The following is a 16,183-nucleotide window of genomic DNA, read 5'->3' as shown; positions in this document are numbered from 1 at the left end:
ACCGCGATATTCCTTAGGAGACGCCCCATGGCTACTGTTGCCGTTACCGACGCCACATTTGACGCTGAAGTCAAAAATTCCTCCGTTCCAGTCGTTGTCGACTTCTGGGCAGAATGGTGTGGCCCTTGCAAGCAAATCGGCCCAGCGCTGGAAGAATTGTCCACTGAATACGGCGACAAAGTTAAGGTTGTGAAAGTCGATGTCGACTCCAACCCGAATTCTGCTGCAGCAATGGGCGTGCGCGGTATTCCTGCGCTGTTCATCTTCAAAGACGGCGAAGTTGTTTCCAACCGCGCAGGTGCTGCTCCGAAAGCTGCTTTGCAAAGCTGGATCGATGAATCGATCTAAATCGGATTATTTGATTTATGAGAGGGCGTGCCACTGGTGCGCCCTTTTGCTTTTTTGTGCCTCTTTCTTGCACCATGCCGCCCTCCCCTCCATATAGTCACTAACAAATCAGGAGAGAGCCCATGAGCAGCGATGAATTCCCCGGCTGGCACGGCACCACGATTATCGGCGTGCGCAAAGGTGGCGAAGTTGTAATTGCAGGCGATGGTCAGGTGTCTCTTGGGCAAACTGTGATTAAGGGCACTGCGAAGAAAGTGCGCCGTCTGTCCCCCGGTGGATACGATGTTGTCGCTGGGTTTGCTGGTTCTACTGCGGATGCATTCACATTGCTTGAGCGTTTAGAAGCAAAGCTGGAAGCAACCCCCGGCCAACTCGCGCGGGCTTCTGTTGAGCTCGCCAAGGACTGGCGCACTGATAAATACCTTCAAAAGCTCGAGGCGATGTTGATCGTCACTGACGGCAAAGACCTGTTCGTTATAACAGGCGCTGGCGATGTCTTGGAGCCTGAGCATGACGTCACTGCGATTGGCTCTGGTGGCAACTTTGCGCTCGCTGCTGCGCGTGCTTTGATGGACAGCGATCAGAATGCCGAAGATATCGCACGCAAGGCAATGGCGATTGCTTCAGATATTTGCGTTTACACAAACGGGCGTTTGACCGTGGAAACGATAAAAGCATGAGCCTTGATAAAGATGACATTCGCGCCGCTGTTGCCTCTAATATCCTAACAGAGCCACAAGCAGCGTCACTTATGGCGCTGGCTGATAGTCGTCGTGGCACACGTGAAAACATGGATGGGCTAGATGAGCCGTTCGAGCTGTTCCGCGGCTTTAACGAAGTTTTCATCGTGATTGGTCTGGTCATTCTCTACTCTGGTTGGATGGGGCTGACAGGGATCAATTCGTTCCTGTCTGACAATGCCAATGGCAGTGCGCTGGTTTATGGCGTCATTTCAGTCGTCGTCACCTATGCACTCACGCGCTATTTCACATTGCAACGCCGCATGGTTGCACCCTCCATCATGCTTGTCGTCTTGATGGGGCTGAGTGGGCTACAAATTGGCGCAAGCCTTGCCAATCTTTTTGGCTTTGATGGCGCATCTATGATTGCTTTCGCGGCCACGCTTTCAACGCTGCTTCTTGGAGCGTTCTATTTCGTGTTTCGCATTCCTGTCACTGTTTTCTTCATCGCCCTTGGTGTGTTCGTCGCGACTGGTGCACTTGTTGTGCAAGGCGGCGTCAACACCCCCAGCGTGAGCGATTTCTTCATGCTCACGAACAATGGCCCTTACGCTTACATCACGATCATCTTGGGTCTTATCGGCCTTTTCATCGCGATGCGGTTTGATATGTCTGACCCCCACCGCGTGACACGTCGTGCGTCTTCTGGATTTTGGCTCCATGTAATCGCAGCCCCTGCGATTGTGAACACAGTTGCGCTCACGCTTCTTGAAAGCGGCGGCGTGCTGAATCAGATCATACTCCTCGCTTTCCTCGCGATAATGGCGATCTTTGCGATCATCATTGATCGACGCAGTTTTTTAGTGGCTGGCATTGGCTACATCGTCGCGCTTGCGATCACAGTTCTCGATGGAAACGCAGCTATCGTCATTCTGATCCTTGGCCTTGGGCTCGTATTCCTTGGCGCAAAGTGGGAAGGGTTGCGCGCGCGCATCATGGATGCATTGCCCAGCTTTCCCGGCAAAGACAAATTACCCCCATGGGGACTGACGGAGACTTCACTATGACCGACCTCACCCCCCGCGAAATCGTTTCGGAACTCGACCGTTTCATCATAGGTCAGAACGACGCAAAGCGCGCTGTCGCCGTGGCACTGCGCAATCGTTGGCGCCGCAAGCAGCTGGCCGATGATCTCCGTGACGAGGTTTATCCGAAGAATATTCTGATGATCGGGCCAACTGGTGTTGGTAAAACGGAAATCAGCCGTCGCCTCGCTAAACTCGCGCGTGCGCCCTTCATCAAAGTTGAGGCGACCAAGTTCACTGAAGTTGGTTACGTGGGCCGCGATGTGGAGCAGATTGTTCGTGATCTCGTTGAAAATGCGATTAGCGAAACCCGCGAATATATGCGTGAGGATGTGAAGTCCAAAGCCGAAGCCGCCGTAGAAGAGCGCGTGATCGAAGCGATCGCGGGCGAAGGCGCACGCGATGCGACGCGTGAGATGTTTCGCAAGAAGCTACGTTCGGGCGAGCTGGATAACACAGTGATCGAGCTGGAGATCGCGGATACCTCGAACCCCATGTCGGGTTTCGAAATACCGGGTCAACCAGGCTCTAACATGGGCATGATGAACATTGGCGACCTTTTCGGAAAAGCCATGGGCGGACGCACGACGCGCAAGAAGATGACCGTTTCAGAAAGCTACGACGTTCTTATTGGCGATGAAGCGGACAAATTGCTCGATGATGAAAGCGTCACGCGCGCTGCGCTTGAAGCAGTGGAGCAAAATGGCATCGTCTTCCTTGATGAGATCGACAAAGTCTGCACCCGCGCCGACGCGCGCGGTGGTGATGTGTCCCGCGAAGGTGTGCAGCGCGATTTGCTTCCGCTTATCGAAGGTACGGTCGTCAGTACTAAACATGGCCCCGTAAAGACGGATCATATTCTATTCATTGCCTCTGGCGCATTTCACATCGCTAAACCCTCTGATCTGTTGCCAGAACTTCAAGGTCGTTTGCCGATCCGCGTTGAATTGCGCGCGCTGATGGAAGAGGACTTTGTTCGCATTCTGACAGAAACAGACAACGCGTTGACGCGCCAATACACAGCCTTGATGCAAACCGAAGAAGTCATCGTCTCATTCACAGATGACGGTATCGCCGCACTCGCCAAGATCGCAGCTGAGGTTAATCAAAGCGTCGAAAACATTGGCGCGCGGCGGCTTTACACAGTGCTTGAGCGTGTCTTTGAAGAATTGTCCTTCACTGCACCAGATCGTGGCGGCGAAACGATTTCAGTCGATTCCGCCTTTGTAGAGACGTATTTGGGTGAACTATCACGCTCTACCGACGTTTCCCGCTATGTCTTGTAGCGCCACGTGAACGAGCTTGCAGCCTATCTGCGCGAGAATGTCAGATGGCTAAGTGCCGGTGTTCTTTTGACCTATCTGTCCAGCTTTGGGCAAACTTTCTTCATCGCTCTTTTTGCGGCTGATATTCAAAGCGCGTTCAACCTTAGCCACGGTGGTTGGGGTTCGATGTACACGGTCGGTACCACTGCGTCTGCGATTGTAATGGTTTGGGCGGGTCGCCAAGCTGACATTTTTCGCGTGCGCACTCTGGGTGCAATGTCCCTTGTTGCGCTTGCGATGGCCTGCTTGGCCATGGCGTTTAATCCTTGGCTCTGGCTTTTGCCATTTGTGATCTTCGCCCTTCGTCTGACAGGGCAGGGCATGATGAGTCATATCGCCTCTGTCGCAATGGCGCGCTGGTTTGTTGCGACGCGCGGGCGTGCACTTTCGATCGCAGCGCTTGGCTTTTCAATTGGGCAAGCCTTCCTTCCCATCGCAGTTGTCGCGTTGATGACCCTTTTGGACTGGCATGTGATTTGGATCCTATGCGCTGGTATCGCCTTGCTTGGGGTTCCCATTCTGCTCACCCTTTTGGCGAAAGAACGTACACCCGCATCGATGGCTCAAAGCAATGACAGCCTTGGCATGCGCGGACTTCATTGGAGCCGCAAAGATATGCTCCGCCATCCGCTTTTCTGGCTCATGGTGCCCGCCATTCTTGGCCCATCCGCTTTCAATACCGCCTTCTTCTTTCATCAGGTGCACTATTCCACAGTCATTGGGATCAGTACGTTGCAAATGGTGAGTTATTTCCCGTTTTTCACAGTCATAACCGTCGTCGCAATGATCGCAATTGGTGTTTTAGTGGATCGTTTCGGCACAGCGCGATTGCTGCCGTTCCATCAGATTCCAATGGTTGCGGCTTTTGCAATCTTTGCGACACATATGTTGGGGCTTGGCTGGGGCTTTTTCTTCATGGCCCTTACAGCAGGTGCGCAATCAACTTTAATCGCAGCCTTCTGGGCAGAATTCTACGGAACAGCGCATCTAGGCGCAATTAAAGCAGTCGCCGCTGCGGTCATGGTACTTGGATCAGCAATTGGGCCAGGGTTAACAGGCATTTTGATCGACTTGGGGATCGGCATTGAAACACAATACATCTGGGTCGCGGTTTACTTCGTTGTAACGTCACTTTCGATCTGGATCGGGGTTTCGACGTCGCGCAAATTGCTACCGAGCGCGGCGTAGATAAACGTAATACGCCCCTGCCCCACCATGCCTGATATGGCTTTCTGTCACTTGCAAAACAGCCGTTGAGACAGGCGCCATAGTCAACCAAATTGGCACCTGGCGCTTAAGCGCACCCATGCGTTGCGGGGCGATGGCCCCTAATTCTTCACGTTTGCCACCTTTACCAGTGATCACCAGAACAAGGCGCTTTCCCGAAGATTGCGCAGACATAATAAACGAAATCAGCGCTGGATGCGCTTGCGCGACTGTCATTCCGTGAAGATCGATACGCCCTTCGGGTTTCAGTTTGCCGCGTTGCATAGTCTTGTACGACTTCGCGTCCATTTGCACAGGCGCACTTCGCAACCGTTCGCTCAATGCGGGTAGAACATCGTACATTTCACGTGTCGCTGTCGGGAGAGCGCCTAGTGTAAATGGCGCTATGGCTTTCGCTTGTGGCTTTGGTGACTTCTCTTGAAGCGGGGCGTCTACAATGATTGAACGTTTTGGCGGAGTTAACCGTTCCGTCGTACGTGCCACTTGATTCCAAAGATCAAGCTCATCCTGCTTAACGCGCCTGCGAGACATCTTACTGCACGTTCTCTGGCAAATAGGCATAAGCGCGCTGGATCGGCATCAGGACAACCATGCGGCCCGGGTCGCGCAAACGACCAGCTTGCTTTCCAGCTTCATCGCCTGTGCCAAAAAATACGTCAGCACGTTGCGCACCCTTGATAGCAGAGCCCGTATCTTGCGCTACCATCAGGCGGCGCAGCGGGCTATCACCATCTTTTTCAATCCAAACAGGCGCACCAAGGGGTGTGAATTTCGGATCAACCGCAACAGACCGCATCGTGGTGATAGATCTGTTCATCGCACCAAGCGGACCTTTGTCAGCTGGAACTTCGCTTACTTCACGAAAGAACACGTAAGAAGGGTTGTGATAAAGCAGCTCTTTGCCCGCTTCGGGGTTTCGGCGGACCCAATTTTTGATGACTTCGGCAGACACCTGATGGGATTGATAAATCCCACGGCGCACCAATTCTGTTCCAATGGAGCGATAATTATGACGATTCGAGCCACCAAATCCGACCCTCAAGAAACTTCCGTCGGGAAGGCGCACGCGCCCTGAACCCTGGATCTGCAAAAAGAACAGCTCAACAGGATCATCGACATAACAAATCTCAAGGTTGAGACCGTCCATCACCCCATCTTCAAGAATTTGACGGCGTGTGTACCATTGACCTGCAGTCTTTGCATCGCGCGGCATGGCATAGATTGGATATTTATAACGTGCTGTTTTTGTGCGAGATCCGTCAAGCTCCGGCTCGAAATATCCGGTGAACATCATTTCTTTGCCATCTTCGATCAACAAAGGGCGAAAAAACAACTCAAAGAACGCACGCGCATTTTGCTGATCTTGCGCAGCGCGGCATAGGGTTTGCCAATCGGGGGTTTTCATGTCGCGGCAGGTATTGCGAAACGTATCAAGCGCTGCTTGATGATCGTCTTCGGCCCAGCCGTCAAGATCATCGAAATCAAGGATAGAGTAGACGGTTTCCGCCTGTGCGGGGGCGCTCATCAAAACGCCCCCTGCAAGTAATAATGCCCTAAGGGCACCGATCATTCGCCAGTGGCTACAAGTTGCCAGTTCGGGTCGTCTGCGCCCATCTTACGCGCGAAGGTCCAAACGTCCTTTTGACGCTTGATCTTCTTCTCGTCCCCTTCAACGATCTCACCTGCATTGTCACGTACGACAGACGTCATCTCACCAATGAATTTCACAGACACTTCACCAATGCCGCTTTCATCGTCAAACGTAGCATCTGCCAGTGCCATCTCACGAATACCAACAAAGGAAGCTTCCACAGAAAGACCCTGCTTTTCACGAAGCTCAACAACTTCTGCGAAGCTTTCATAAACATCATTGTCAAGAAACGGCTTGATATCAGCCAGATCGCCACGCTCGAACCCCATAAGGATCATCTCATAAGCGCCGCGGGCACCGCCAAGAAAATCTGAAACGCCGAAGGAGGGTTCAGCCGCTTTCATTTTGGCCAAGGCTTCTGCCGCCTCAGGCATGCCATCTGTGTGATCTGCGATATCAAGATCAGGACCGCCTTCGATCACTTCGAACTCGGGACGCTTGCGCGTTGTTGGCGCAGCCGCAGGCGGTTTTTCAAAACCTTCCCGTGTCCCAAGAACATTTTTAAGACGTAAAATTAAAAAAACTGCGATGCCAGCAAGCACCAAAAGCTGAATAATGGGCGAATTCATGGATGTGTCGTCCTCTCAAGCATAGCAACACGTTAGTTGAGGACTTATGTACGCAAGGGCGGTGGTCAAGTCCACTGTGCCCGCAGGTCACAGGAGAAGCGGAAAGATGTGGTTATTTTTAGCCTTTTTGTCGGTACCATTGATAGAAATCGCGTTATTTATTCAAATCGGCGGTGCGATTGGCCTTTGGTCAACTTTGGGAATCGTTATTTTAACGGCCGTCATCGGAACGTTTTTGGTGCGAACACAGGGCGCATTGGCGATGAACAACCTACGACAATCCTTCGGCACGCTCTCTGATCCATCCGAACCGCTCGCACATGGGGCGATGATCCTTGTATCTGGCGCGCTTTTGCTCACACCCGGCTTTTTTACAGATGCTGTTGGCTTTGCTCTGCTTGTCCCGGGTGTGCGATCTGCTGTTTTTCGCTACCTCAAGTCGCGGATCAAAGTTCAAACGTTTGATATGGGAGGGCAAGCGCAATCTGGTGCTAGCTTCACTCACCCGCGAGCGCGTCAGGACCCTAACATTATCGATGGCGAATTCGAAGAAGTTCCGCGCGACCCGAACGCACCGCCTTCTGGTTGGACCAAGCATTGAGACCCAACTCGCTTGCTGCTAAGCAACCGCCAACTGATAAAAAACCGGAGAAATTAAATGGCTGAGAACGAAACACCAGACGCGGGCGCCGCTGCAGAGGCACCGCAGGTCAAAATGAACATCCTCGCGCAATACATTCGCGATATGTCATTTGAGAACATTCTGGCACAAAAAGGTATTCAAGGCGAAGTGAACCCAGATGTTCAGGTTCAGGTGAACCTAGATGCCAAGAAACGCACAGCCGAGCATCAATATGAAGTGATCACGAAAGTGAACATCAGCTCCAAGGTGAAAGACACTGATCAGCAGCTATTCTTGCTCGAGCTTGAATATGCCGGTGTGTTCCACATTGAAGGTGTGCCAGAAGATCAGATGCATCCGTTCTTGTTGATCGAATGCCCGCGCATGACGTTCCCGTTTGTGCGCCGTATCGTCTCAGACGTCACGCGTGATGGTGGCTTCCCACCATTGAACCTTGAGAACATTGATTTCGTAGCGCTTTACCGCAACGAAATTGCGCGTCGTCAGGCAGAAGCAGCAGCGCAAGCGCAGCCTAACTAAACTACGCGTTAACCAAGCTTAGACCAAAGCGCGTCTTCCCCGAGTTTTTCAACAAAGGTGGCATGCGCTTTGGCTTCGTCTTCGGTGATCCGAGGCGCAAGCGGAGTAGGACGCTTAGATGCGCGCCACGTTTCTTCAGGTCCGCTATTCGTACCCCCGCCAGAATTGGCAAGCACGAGACCCGGCTGACGACCACCCAACAACTCCAAATAAACTTCCGCAAGAATTTCAGAATCGAGCAAGGCGCCGTGCAAGGTGCGGTTTGAATTGTCGATATTGAAGCGACGACAAAGTGCATCCAGTGACGCAGGCGAACCGGGAAATTTCTTGCGTGCGATAGCCAGCGTGTCGAGCGCTTGCTCCCAAGGCAATTGCGGCAGATTTAGCCAACCAAGCTCTGCATTCAGAAATTTCATATCAAATGCGGCGTTGTGGATGACCATTTTGTCAGTGCCAACAAAATCCAGAAACTCTTGTGCAATCTGCTTGAACACAGGTTTATCGCGCAAGAAGTCATCACCAAGCCCATGTACCTCAAACGCTTCATTTGGCATGGCGCGTTCAGGATTGATATATTGATGATACGTGCGCCCTGTTGGCATCTGGTTGATCAGCTCAACTGCACCAATCTCTACAATTCGGTCGCCCTGTTGCGGATCAAAGCCAGTCGTTTCCGTGTCCAAAACCAGTTCACGCATTATTCAGCTTTCCGTTTATATCGTTAATGATTGCTTCAACCTGCTCTTGGGCATGCTCAAGCGTGTCAGTCTCGATCACATAATCACTAAGCGCGCACTTTTTTTCAATGGGCATTTGCTTGCCGAGGATTTGTTCAAACTGTGCGTCGGTCATAGTGCCCCTTGCGAGAACACGTTCGCGCTGGGTCGTTGCATCAGTGCGTACACACGCGACAGCATCCATTGCCTTGTTGCCACCGGTCTCGAACAGAATGGGTATGTCAAAGACCAAAATACTCTCATTAGCATTTGCTATGAATGTTGCCCGATCTTGCCCAACAAGCGGATGAACGATGCTTTCTATCTGCTTTAATGTGCTGGGATCAGCGCCAATCACTTCGCGCAAAGCGTCGCGTGAAACAGCGCCATCAACAATCACATCGGGGAATAGGGCCTGCATGGGCGCCACCGCTGCGCCACCTTTTGAATAAAGGCGATGCACAGCCGCGTCCGCATCCCAAACGGCGCAACCTGATTGTGCGAACATTTGCGCTGTCGTCGATTTTCCCATCCCGATGGAACCCGTCAGTCCAAGCTTGAAACTCATCGCAACACAACTGCGCGGAGTTCATCATCAACATCTGGCTTTACTTTGAACCAACGCTCAAACCCTGGCGCGGCTTGATGCAAAAGCATGCCCAACCCGTCAACGGCAGTTGCACCTGCCTCTGTTGCAGCGCGTAAAAGTTTCGTCTGCAATGGCGCATAGACCAAATCACTTACCAACATACCCGGAGCAAGCGCATCCAAAGGCACGCGCATTTCAGGCTTGCCGATCATACCAAGCGACGTCGTGTTGATCACAGCATTAACCCCTTCCATAGCATTGCCAGCCTGAACCCAATCAATGACTGTAACCTTGTCACCAAAATCATTCTTTAATTGTTCCGCACGTCCACGTGTCCGGTTGGTCAAAAGGATTTCTGGCACGCCAATATCTATAAAGGACGCAAGAACAGCGCGTGCAGCGCCACCAGCACCCAACACCATCGCTGGTCCTGCTCTCGGATTCCATCTTGGCGCGCTTTGTAGCAAATTTTGCATAAATCCGTAGCCATCGGTGTTGTCCGCATGAATCTTGCCATCTTTGCGAAAGATAAGCGTGTTGGCGGCACCAATCAGCTTTGCCCGATCTGTCACCAAATCAGCGATATCCATCACCGCTTCCTTGTGCGGAATGGTAACGTTCAAGCCAACAAACCCTATCTTCGGGAGCATCTTAATCGTGGATTCAAGGTCCTCAGGCGCAACATCCATTGGAATGTAGTGCCCTTTGATTGAATATTTACGCAGCCAATGACCGTGAAGCTGTGGCGATTTTGAATGCGCGATCGGGTGACCGATCACACCTGCCAATGGAATTTTCTGCTCAGTCATTGCTGTAACTCCCCTTTGAGGGTGAGATAATTGACCAGTTCGATGAGGGGAAGGCCAAGGACGGTGAAATGATTGCCCTCAACCTGCGCAAACAAACGTACGCCTTCGGCCTCTAGTTTATAGCAACCCACACAATGACGAACATCGTCCCAATTGCGCGCAAGATAATCATCAAGAAAAGCATCGCTAAACACACGCGTGGTCAAACGCGCTTGACCCACGTGACGCCAGATTGGCTTTCCCTCTTCATAAAGGACGGCAGCAGACAAAAGCGTATGTCGTGCACCCCGAAGTTTGATCAGCTGTTCACGCGCTTCTTCGATACTGCGTGCTTTGCTTATCAATTCCCCCCGAAAATCAAGAACTTGATCACATCCAAGAACAAGACGATCCGGATATTTCTCGCTCACCTTACGTGCTTTCATTTCTGCTAGCGCGTCTGCAATATCGCGTGGCAAAGCTTCTTCTGCCAACAGCGCGTCGCGCATCATCTCTTCGTCAACTCGGGGCTTAATGATGTCAATCTCAAGACCTGCATTTTGCAGCATCTCACGCCGCGTTTCAGAACCGGACGCTAGGATAAGGGAAGCAGGCATGTGGATAATTCCGTGGATCAAGGTAAGGATTTATTAAGGAGTATTACTGGGCAACTTGGTGAGACTTGGCAAGCTGGGGAATTCCACGTCGTTCCAAGCAAAAGCGCACCGATTCCTCCGCTGTGGATGAGGATAAATTTAAGTGCCCAAATATTTGATCTATCAGAAGTTACCAAGGTTAAGTGCTATATTTATCCACAGGTAAAAATAGTGCAAGACATTGTTTTTGTTAGTTAATATTTATATATGGTACAGTCTTAAAGGATAAGTTTCGCCTTTTGAAAATGTGTGTGATCTTGGGGAAAACTCATTAATCCACAGAAACAGGTCTCCCTACTTAATCATCAACCTTTCTTCTTTTATTTATTATTATTAAGGATAGGACATGTCAGACTTACTCGCCTCAGCATATCCTTGGATCAAATCACTGCATATCATGGCAGTCATCTCTTGGATGGCAGGGTTGTTCTACTTTCCAAGATTGCTTGTGAACCACGTAGAGCGTGCTGATCCCACAGGTCTGTTACACGAAACCTACCAAGACATGGAAATGAAGCTTTTCAAAGTGATCATGCAGCCCGCGATGATTGCCACCTGGATCTTTGGTCTATGTCTGGTCGTAACACCCGGTATTGTTGATTGGTCCTCTTGGTGGCCCTGGGTGAAAGGGGCGTCGGTGATTGCGATGACAGTCTTCCATGAATGGCTAGGTAAACGTCGTAAAGATTTCATTAACGGCTCAAATACGCTCTCAGGGCGGCAATATAGGCTTATGAATGAGGTACCGACCCTTTTGATGGTCCTTATCGTCGTATCCGTGGTTGTGAAGTTCTAAGCGCCTGTTTGACTTCGCAGCGTGTGATCTGTATCAGAGCCGCAACGCGCGCCCATTCGGGACAAACGCGCACTTCCTGATTCCAGTTTTATCAAACAGCGCCACGCTCGTGTGCTGTCCAAAGGTTTTTCCATGACACAAAACTCTCTCACCCTTTCGCAGCTTAAAGCGCAAAGCCCCAAGAACCTCGTTTCCATGGCTGAAGAGCTAGAGATCGAAAACGCCTCCACAATGCGTAAAGGCGAAATGATGTTCCAAATTCTTCGCGAACGCGCGGATGAAGGTTGGGAGATCATGGGCGACGGTGTTCTGGAAGTTCTTCAAGACGGTTTCGGTTTTTTGCGCTCACCAGAAGCGAACTATCTTCCAGGCCCTGATGACATTTATGTTTCCCCTGAAATGATCCGCAAATATTCACTGCGCACGGGTGACACGGTTGATGGTGTGATTACCGCACCTGACGACAATCAACGCTATTTCGCTTTGATCAATGTTATGCAGATCAATTTCGAGGCACCTGAGAAAACAAAGCACAAAATCGCCTTTGATAACCTCACACCGCTTTACCCTGATGAGCGTTTCAAGATGGAGATCGAAGATCCAACCATCAAGGATCGCTCTGCACGGGTTATCGACTTGGTCGCGCCGATTGGTAAGGGCCAGCGTTGTTTGATTGTTGCGCCACCGCGTACCGGTAAGACCGTTCTTCTGCAAAACATCGCAGCCAGCATCGAAGCGAATCACCCAGAGTGCTACCTGATTGTTCTTCTGATCGATGAACGTCCTGAAGAAGTCACCGACATGCAGCGTTCCGTAAAGGGTGAAGTCGTATCGTCCACGTTTGATGAACCGGCAACGCGTCACGTAGCTGTTTCCGAAATGGTCATCGAAAAAGCCAAGCGCTTGGTTGAACATAAGCGAGATGTAGTCATTTTACTAGACTCTATCACAAGACTTGGTAGAGCCTTCAATACTGTGGTGCCATCATCTGGTAAGGTACTAACAGGCGGTGTAGACGCGAATGCGCTCCAGCGGCCAAAGCGTTTCTTTGGTGCGGCGCGTAACATTGAAGAAGGTGGCTCGCTTACTATTATCTCAACAGCTTTGATCGATACTGGTTCGCGCATGGACGAGGTGATCTTTGAAGAATTCAAAGGTACGGGTAACTCTGAAATTGTTCTGGATCGTAAAATCTCTGACAAGCGTGTTTACCCAGCAATCGATATTCTCAAGTCCGGTACCCGCAAGGAAGACTTGCTCATCGATAAGGTTGATATGCAGAAAACCTTCGTTCTGCGCCGTATCCTTAACCCGATGGGTACGACAGACGCTGTTGAGTTCTTGCTTGGTAAACTCAAGCAAACAAAGAGCAATGCTGAGTTCTTCGATTCAATGAATACCTAAAACCAACACGGGGCAGGTGTCATGGACACGATTTTTGCGCTTGCGACGGCGCAAGGTAAAGCAGGTGTTTCTGTCATTCGAATTTCAGGTGCGCGCGCTTGGGATGCTGGTTTGGTGTTTTGTTCCAACCTTCCAGCGTCGCACAAGGCAGGGCTTCGAAGTCTGACGGACAAAAACGGTGCTTTGATTGATCAAGCATTAGTTTTGACGTTTGAAGATCGTAAGAGTTTCACTGGCGAGCCGGTCGTTGAGTTTCATCTTCATGGGAGTACGGCAATCGTTTCTCGGATGATGGAATTGCTTGGTGAAGTTGACAGTTTGCGCCTCGCAGAGCCAGGTGAATTCACACGTCGTGCTTTGGAAAACGGCAAACTCGATTTAGCGCAGGTCGAAGGACTTGCTGATTTGATCGACGCTGAAACAGAAGCACAACGCAAGCAAGCTGTGCGTGTGTTGGCCGGTGATCTTGGTCGCACAGCTGAAGTTTGGCGAACTGATCTGATAAGAGCGGCATCACTGCTCGAGGCGACGATAGATTTCGCCGACGAGGATGTCCCTGTAGACGTGACGCCGGAAGTAATGGAGCTTCTTGAGCGCAGCCAAGCCGCGATTGTGAAAGAAGCCGAAGGCGTGAAATCCGCCGAACGGATCAGAACGGGTTTTGAAGTCGCAATTATAGGCGCACCCAACGTTGGTAAATCTACGTTGCTTAACTCGATCGCAGGGCGCGATGCGGCAATTACTTCTGAATATGCTGGAACAACGCGCGATGTCATTGAAGTGAAGTTGGACCTTAACGGGCTGGCCGTAACTATATTGGACACTGCGGGTTTACGGGAAACGGAAGATTTTGTGGAAAAGATCGGTATCGATCGAGCGCTTCAACGCGCCGAAACGGCAGATCTTCGTGTTTTTCTTAAGTCATTTGATGGTGAAGATCTTCCTCTGTCTCCTCAAACAGGTGATATCGAAGTCGTGGGCAAGGCCGATATTTCATCGGATCGAGGCTTAATGGCGGTGTCTGGTAAAACAGGCGAAGGTGTAGATGATCTTGTCTCGCTGATTTCCAACACTTTGTTGGACCGATCTGCGAGTGCTGGTATAGCAACGCGGGAACGGCATAGGCAGGCGCTTATCGTTTCGATGCAGTGTTTGGATGCTGCGAAGAGTGGGTTAAACTTTGGCCCGGATCATTATGATATCGTTGCTGAGGATTTGCGCTCTGCTATTCGTGCTTTGAACAGTCTCATCGGTCATGTAGATGTTGAGAATCTCTTGGACGAAATTTTTTCCAGCTTCTGTCTTGGTAAGTAAGGAATGTTTCACGTGAAACAATCTCATTTTGATGTTGTCGTTATTGGTGGCGGTCACGCGGGTTGTGATGCGGCGCACGCTTCCGCTCGCATGGGGGTCAGCACTGCGCTGATTACGCTAAGCCGAGATGGCATTGGCGTTATGTCATGTAATCCTGCTATTGGGGGGCTTGGTAAGGGCCACCTTGTTCGAGAAATCGACGCGCTTGATGGTGTAATGGGGCATGTCGCCGACAAGGCCGGCATTCAATTTCGGCTTCTTAACCGTCGTAAGGGTCCAGCAGTTCAAGGTCCACGCGCTCAATCTGATCGTGCGATTTACCGCATTGAAATGTTGAATGAGATCGAGAAGCAAGAGAACTTAAGTATCGTTGAAGGCGAAGTCACTGATTTCATCATGGAAGGTCGGAAGATCAAGGGCGTCCAGCTCGCTGACGGAAGTGAGCTTTCGTGCGAAGCTGTTGTTCTGACCACTGGAACATTCCTGCGTGGTGTTATTCATATCGGTGACGTGTCAAAGCCGGGTGGGCGTATGGGTGATAAGCCCTCGATCAAGCTGGCGGAGCGGATCGATAGTTTTGATCTGCCATTGGGGCGACTAAAAACTGGAACACCGCCGCGGCTAGATGGTCGAACTATAAATTGGGACATGCTTGAAAGCCAACCAGGTGATAATGACCCGGTCCTGTTTTCGTTCATGTCTAAAGGGGTGAGTGCGCCGCAAGTTAACTGTGGAATCACCCACACAAACGCCAATACGCATAAATTGATTGAAGAAAACCTTAAGCAAAGTGCGATGTATGGTGGCCACATCGACGGAATTGGCCCCAGATATTGCCCGTCGATCGAAGATAAAATTGTACGCTTCGCTGATAAAACCTCTCATCAGGTCTTTTTAGAGCCAGAGGGAGTTAATGATCATACGGTTTATCCAAACGGAATTTCGACCAGCCTTCCTGAGGATGTGCAGCATGCCTACGTCCAAACAATCGTTGGACTTGAGGAGGCGAAGATCATTCAACCTGGTTATGCCATCGAATACGATTATGTCGATCCGCGCGCCCTCGATGCGCGTTTAAGTGTAAAAGGGTATGAAGGACTTTATCTTGCTGGGCAGATTAATGGCACGACAGGGTATGAAGAGGCCGCAGCGCAAGGGCTGGCGGCTGGTCTAAATGCCGCTTTAGCAGTTCAGAAGCGTGAACCCTTCATCTTCAGCCGAACAAACAGTTACATCGGCGTCATGATTGATGATCTCACAACACGGGGTGTGACCGAGCCTTATAGAATGTTTACGTCGCGCGCAGAGTTTAGGCTTTCACTTCGTGCTGACAACGCTGATCAACGTCTTACCCCAATTGGTATGGAGCTTGGGTGCGTCCATCAAGAGAGATTGGACTCGTTTGAAAACAAGAAAGCAAAGATCTTTGCTGTTGTAGAAAAGCTAAAGTCTCGTTCTATGACACCTAAAGAGATCAATGCTGGTGGTGTTTTCGTCAATCAAGACGGCAATCGCCGTGATGGGGTACAAGTTCTGGCGTTCCCTGATGTTGCGTTTTCCGACATGTTTGGGCTGTTTCCCGAGCTCGCTGAGACTGATAAAGAGATAGCACAGCAGGTAGAGCGTGATGCGCTGTATTCGAACTATATCGCGCGTCAGCAGAAGGATGTTGATGCGCTGAAGCGTGACGAGGCTCAAATTATCCCAGAAGACTTCGATTATGAGGGTATTGATAGCCTTTCAAATGAATTGAAGTTGAAACTTGGTCGTGTGCAGCCCATGAATATCGCGCAAGCGGGGCGTGTGGATGGTATGACACCTGCTGCGTTAACTTTGCTGCTGGCAAAGCTACGTCAGCGGAAGCGTGCCTGAA

At 50.8% G+C, this 16,183-nt stretch carries 18 protein-coding genes; 11 read left to right on the top strand and 7 right to left on the bottom strand.

All coding sequences use genetic code 11. From position 1 onward, the window contains the following. The first annotated feature begins 27 nt into the window (after nucleotides 1-27). From trxA to ACTG3Z_RS05555, 5 genes are all read left to right on the top strand, one after another. Nucleotides 28-348: a thioredoxin gene (gene trxA / locus ACTG3Z_RS05575; protein ID WP_375264558.1), complete on the top strand. Its 321-nt coding sequence runs from the start codon at nucleotides 28-30 to the stop codon at nucleotides 346-348. A 122-nt stretch (nucleotides 349-470) separates the two neighbouring features. Further along, the gene (hslV, locus tag ACTG3Z_RS05570; protein WP_439141769.1) at nucleotides 471-1,028 is read left to right on the top strand and encodes an ATP-dependent protease subunit HslV; all 558 of its coding nucleotides are present in this window, start codon (nucleotides 471-473) and stop codon (nucleotides 1,026-1,028) included. Further along, nucleotides 1,025-2,095 carry a hypothetical protein gene (locus ACTG3Z_RS05565; RefSeq protein WP_439141768.1) on the top strand — a complete coding sequence of 357 codons (1,071 nt, stop codon included), beginning with the start codon at nucleotides 1,025-1,027 and terminating at the stop codon, nucleotides 2,093-2,095. The genes hslV and ACTG3Z_RS05565 overlap by 4 nt, the downstream gene beginning before the upstream one ends. Beyond that, nucleotides 2,092-3,399, top strand: coding sequence for an ATP-dependent protease ATPase subunit HslU (gene hslU / locus ACTG3Z_RS05560; RefSeq protein WP_439141766.1), 1,308 nt, complete (start codon nucleotides 2,092-2,094; stop codon nucleotides 3,397-3,399). Before ACTG3Z_RS05565 ends, hslU begins: the two co-directional genes overlap by 4 nt. A 6-nt stretch (nucleotides 3,400-3,405) precedes the next feature. Further along, nucleotides 3,406-4,626: an MFS transporter gene (locus ACTG3Z_RS05555; RefSeq protein ID WP_439141765.1), complete on the top strand. Its 1,221-nt coding sequence runs from the start codon at nucleotides 3,406-3,408 to the stop codon at nucleotides 4,624-4,626. Here the strand turns inward: ACTG3Z_RS05555 and ACTG3Z_RS05550 are convergent. Genes ACTG3Z_RS05550 through ACTG3Z_RS05540 form a run of 3 tightly spaced genes read right to left on the bottom strand, consistent with a single transcriptional unit; the run spans nucleotide 4,609 to nucleotide 6,885 of the window. Further along, nucleotides 4,609-5,196: a Smr/MutS family protein gene (locus ACTG3Z_RS05550; protein WP_439141764.1), complete on the bottom strand. Its 588-nt coding sequence runs from the start codon at nucleotides 5,194-5,196 to the stop codon at nucleotides 4,609-4,611. The genes ACTG3Z_RS05555 and ACTG3Z_RS05550 overlap by 18 nt on opposite strands. A 1-nt stretch (nucleotide 5,197) precedes the next feature. Continuing rightward, nucleotides 5,198-6,190 (bottom strand): murein transglycosylase A, encoded by a 993-nt coding sequence (gene mltA / locus ACTG3Z_RS05545; RefSeq protein ID WP_439141763.1) that lies wholly within the window; start codon nucleotides 6,188-6,190, stop codon nucleotides 5,198-5,200. 41 nt (nucleotides 6,191-6,231) lie between these two features. Then, entirely contained in the window at nucleotides 6,232-6,885 is a 654-nt protein-coding gene (locus ACTG3Z_RS05540; RefSeq protein ID WP_439141761.1) for a Tim44/TimA family putative adaptor protein, read from the bottom strand. 106 nt (nucleotides 6,886-6,991) lie between these two features. Between ACTG3Z_RS05540 and ACTG3Z_RS05535 the strand changes: the two genes are divergently transcribed. Together ACTG3Z_RS05535 and secB are read left to right on the top strand one after the other, a co-directional pair. Continuing rightward, the gene (locus ACTG3Z_RS05535) at nucleotides 6,992-7,486 is read left to right on the top strand and encodes an FxsA family protein (RefSeq protein WP_439141760.1); all 495 of its coding nucleotides are present in this window, start codon (nucleotides 6,992-6,994) and stop codon (nucleotides 7,484-7,486) included. 57 nt (nucleotides 7,487-7,543) lie between these two features. Beyond that, nucleotides 7,544-8,047 (top strand): protein-export chaperone SecB, encoded by a 504-nt coding sequence (gene secB / locus ACTG3Z_RS05530; RefSeq protein WP_439141758.1) that lies wholly within the window; start codon nucleotides 7,544-7,546, stop codon nucleotides 8,045-8,047. An 8-nt stretch (nucleotides 8,048-8,055) separates the two neighbouring features. On the opposite strand, the gene dnaQ is transcribed toward secB, so the two are convergent. The 4 genes from dnaQ to ACTG3Z_RS05510 are packed head-to-tail and all read right to left on the bottom strand — an operon-like array spanning nucleotide 8,056 to nucleotide 10,757. Then, a complete protein-coding gene (dnaQ, locus tag ACTG3Z_RS05525; RefSeq protein ID WP_439141757.1) occupies nucleotides 8,056-8,745 on the bottom strand; it encodes a DNA polymerase III subunit epsilon in 690 nt (229 codons plus the stop codon). Next, the gene (gene coaE, locus ACTG3Z_RS05520; protein WP_439141756.1) at nucleotides 8,738-9,331 is read right to left on the bottom strand and encodes a dephospho-CoA kinase; all 594 of its coding nucleotides are present in this window, start codon (nucleotides 9,329-9,331) and stop codon (nucleotides 8,738-8,740) included. Before coaE ends, dnaQ begins: the two co-directional genes overlap by 8 nt. Further along, nucleotides 9,328-10,161 carry a shikimate dehydrogenase gene (locus ACTG3Z_RS05515; protein WP_439141755.1) on the bottom strand — a complete coding sequence of 278 codons (834 nt, stop codon included), beginning with the start codon at nucleotides 10,159-10,161 and terminating at the stop codon, nucleotides 9,328-9,330. The genes coaE and ACTG3Z_RS05515 overlap by 4 nt, the downstream gene beginning before the upstream one ends. Then, the gene (locus ACTG3Z_RS05510) at nucleotides 10,158-10,757 is read right to left on the bottom strand and encodes a Maf family protein (RefSeq protein ID WP_439141753.1); all 600 of its coding nucleotides are present in this window, start codon (nucleotides 10,755-10,757) and stop codon (nucleotides 10,158-10,160) included. Before ACTG3Z_RS05510 ends, ACTG3Z_RS05515 begins: the two co-directional genes overlap by 4 nt. Nucleotides 10,758-11,142: 385 nt before the next feature. On the opposite strand from ACTG3Z_RS05510, the gene ACTG3Z_RS05505 reads away from it, so the two are divergent. The 4 genes from ACTG3Z_RS05505 to mnmG all read left to right on the top strand — a co-directional run bounded on the left by ACTG3Z_RS05505 (nucleotide 11,143) and on the right by mnmG (nucleotide 16,182). Further along, entirely contained in the window at nucleotides 11,143-11,592 is a 450-nt protein-coding gene (locus ACTG3Z_RS05505) for a CopD family protein (RefSeq protein WP_439141752.1), read from the top strand. Between the two features lie 132 nt (nucleotides 11,593-11,724). Further along, nucleotides 11,725-12,996 carry a transcription termination factor Rho gene (rho, locus tag ACTG3Z_RS05500; protein ID WP_439141751.1) on the top strand — a complete coding sequence of 424 codons (1,272 nt, stop codon included), beginning with the start codon at nucleotides 11,725-11,727 and terminating at the stop codon, nucleotides 12,994-12,996. A gap of 21 nt (nucleotides 12,997-13,017) precedes the next feature. Further along, nucleotides 13,018-14,310, top strand: coding sequence for a tRNA uridine-5-carboxymethylaminomethyl(34) synthesis GTPase MnmE (gene mnmE / locus ACTG3Z_RS05495; protein WP_439141750.1), 1,293 nt, complete (start codon nucleotides 13,018-13,020; stop codon nucleotides 14,308-14,310). A 3-nt stretch (nucleotides 14,311-14,313) separates the two neighbouring features. Continuing rightward, entirely contained in the window at nucleotides 14,314-16,182 is a 1,869-nt protein-coding gene (gene mnmG / locus ACTG3Z_RS05490; RefSeq protein WP_439141748.1) for a tRNA uridine-5-carboxymethylaminomethyl(34) synthesis enzyme MnmG, read from the top strand. Nucleotide 16,183 lies beyond the last annotated feature (1 nt).

The organism is Planktotalea sp. (genome assembly GCF_965659345.1).
In the GTDB taxonomy this organism is placed as follows: Bacteria; Pseudomonadota; Alphaproteobacteria; order Rhodobacterales; family Rhodobacteraceae; genus Planktotalea.
This window is presented reverse-complemented; position numbering and strand designations above follow the sequence as displayed.